Here is a 2,328-nt window from a genome sequence, read left to right as displayed (position 1 = left end):
CCTCTGCACCCGCTGCGTGCGTGTGTGCGACGAGGTGGAGGGGGCCCATGTGTGGGATGTGGCCCAGCGCGGCGCCCAGTGCTCGATCATCGCCGGCTYCGATCAACCCTGGGGAGAGGTGGAGGCCTGCACCTCCTGCGGCAAGTGCGTGGACGTGTGTCCCACCGGCGCGATTTTCCACAAGGACGACACCACCACCGAGAAGCAGGTGCACCCTCCCCGGCCCCAGCTGCTGCTGTGGGCCCGAGAGCAGCAGCTGGGCAAGCACCCGTGCCCGTGAGCTCGCCATGACCACCCCTGCCCCGAAACTGCGCTTCGCCACGGTGTGGCTGGCGGGCTGCAGCGGCTGCCACATGTCGTTCCTCGATCTCGACGAGTGGCTGTTCGAGCTGGCCACCCATGTGGATGTGGTGTTCTCGCCGGTGGCCAGCGACGCAAAGACCTATCCCGACGACGTGGATGTGTGCCTGGTGGAGGGAGCCGTGGCCAATGCCGACAACCGCGAGCTGGCCCTGCAGCTGCGCCAGCGCACCCGGCTGGTGGTGTCCTTCGGCGACTGCGCCGTGACCGGCAACGTGCCGGCCCTGCGCAACCTCTGGAGCGACGTGGACGGCGGCAGCCGCCAGAGCGTGCTGGATCGCGGCTACCTGGAGCTGGCCGACACGGGCGCCCAGCACCCCCATGCCCCCGGCATCGTGCCGGAGCTGCTGGAGCGGGTGCTGCCCCTGCATGAGGTGATCCCGGTGGACCTCTACCTGCCGGGTTGCCCGCCGTCGGCGCAGCGCATCCGCGCCGCCATCGAACCGCTGCTGCGGGGCGAGATGCCGCCGATGCAAGGCAAGGCGATGCTGCAGTTCGGCTGAGGCCCCCATGACCCGCACGATCACGATCGATCCGGTGACCCGCATCGAAGGGCACGCCAAGATCACCCTGCACCTCGATGAGGCCGGGCGCCTGGCCGATGCCCGCTTCCATGTGGTGGAGTATCGCGGCTTCGAAACCTTCTGCGAGGGCAGGCCGTTCACCGATATGGCCGGGATCACGGCCCGCATCTGCGGCATCTGCCCTGTGAGCCACCTGCTGGCGGCGGCAAAAACCGGCGACAAGCTGCTGGCGGTGCAGCCGCCGCCGGCGGCGCGCCAGCTGCGGCGGCTGCTGAACCTGGCCCAGATCTGCCAGAGCCATGCGCTCTCGTTCTTTCATCTGAGCAGTCCTGATTTCCTGCTGGGCTGGGAGAGCGATCCGGCGCGGCGCAATGTGTTCGGCCTGATGGCCGCCGATCCCGATCTGGCCCGCGCCGGCATCCGGTTGCGCCAGTTCGGCCAGCAGGTGCTGGAGCTGCTGGGCGGCCGCAAGATTCATTCGGCCTGGGCCGTTCCCGGCGGCGTGCGCACGCCCCTGAGCGCCGAGGCCAGGCAGTGGATCCTCGAGCGCCTGCCGGAGGCGAAGGCCACGGTGGCCACGGCTCTGGAGCTCTACAAATCCCTGCTGGATGGGCCGCTGCAGCGGGAGCAGAGCAGCTTCGGCGATTTTCCTTCGCTGTTCATGGGCCTGGTGGGGCCAGAAGGCCGCTGGGAGTGCATCGACGGCCTGATCCGCTTCACCGGCAGCGACGGCCGGATCGTGGCCGATGGCCTCAGCGAAGACGACTACGCCAGCTTCCTGGGCGAGGCCGTGGAGAGCTGGAGTTACCTGAAATTCCCCTACTACAAGCCACTGGGCTATCCCGAGGGCATCTACCGCGTGGGGCCGCTGGCGCGGCTGAACGTGTGCGACTCGATCGGCACGCAATGGGCCGATGCCGAGCTGGCCGAATTCCGCCAGCGCAGCGGCACCGCCAGCAGCGGCGGCCGCATCGTGACCTCCTCGTTTGCCTATCACCACGCCCGGCTGGTGGAGATCGTGGCCTGTCTGGAGGGGATCGAGCAGCTGGTGGCGGATGACAGCCTGATGGGCGGCCGCATCCGCGCCCGCGCCAACCTCAACGCCAACGAAGCGGTGGGCGTGAGCGAGGCTCCGCGCGGCACCCTGTTTCACCACTACAGGGTGGATGACAACGGCCTGATCACCCGGGTGAACCTGATCATCGCCACCGGCCAGAACAACCTGGCCATGAACCGCACCGTGGCCCAGATCGCCCGGGAGTACTTCCCCGAACGGGTCGCCGACGGCGCCGAGATCCCCGAGCCGCTGCTCAACCGGGTGGAGGCGGGCATCCGCTGTTTTGATCCCTGTCTCTCGTGCAGCACCCACGCGGCAGGGCAGATGCCGCTGCACATTGAGTTGCGGGATGCGGAGGGTGGGTTGGTGGCGGAGAGGCTGCGGGGG

General features: G+C 68.7%; 3 protein-coding genes. All 3 read left to right on the top strand.

The window, feature by feature from the left end; all coding sequences use genetic code 11:
- On the top strand, nt 1-280 hold a 280-nt coding region (locus IQ216_RS13435), incomplete at its 5' end, for a 4Fe-4S dicluster domain-containing protein (RefSeq protein ID WP_193815871.1).
- 7 nt (nt 281-287) lie between these two features.
- Nucleotides 288-863, top strand: a complete 576-nt coding sequence (locus IQ216_RS13430) for an oxidoreductase (protein ID WP_193815870.1) — start codon at nt 288-290, stop codon at nt 861-863.
- 7 nt (nt 864-870) lie between these two features.
- Nucleotides 871-2,328, top strand: a 1,458-nt coding sequence (locus IQ216_RS13425; protein WP_193815869.1) for a Ni/Fe hydrogenase subunit alpha, incomplete at its 3' end; no start/stop codon positions are given.

Origin of the sequence: Cyanobium sp. LEGE 06143 (genome assembly GCF_015207535.1) — a bacterium.
GTDB lineage: Bacteria > Cyanobacteriota > Cyanobacteriia > PCC-6307 > Cyanobiaceae > NIES-981.
This window is presented reverse-complemented; position numbering and strand designations above follow the sequence as displayed.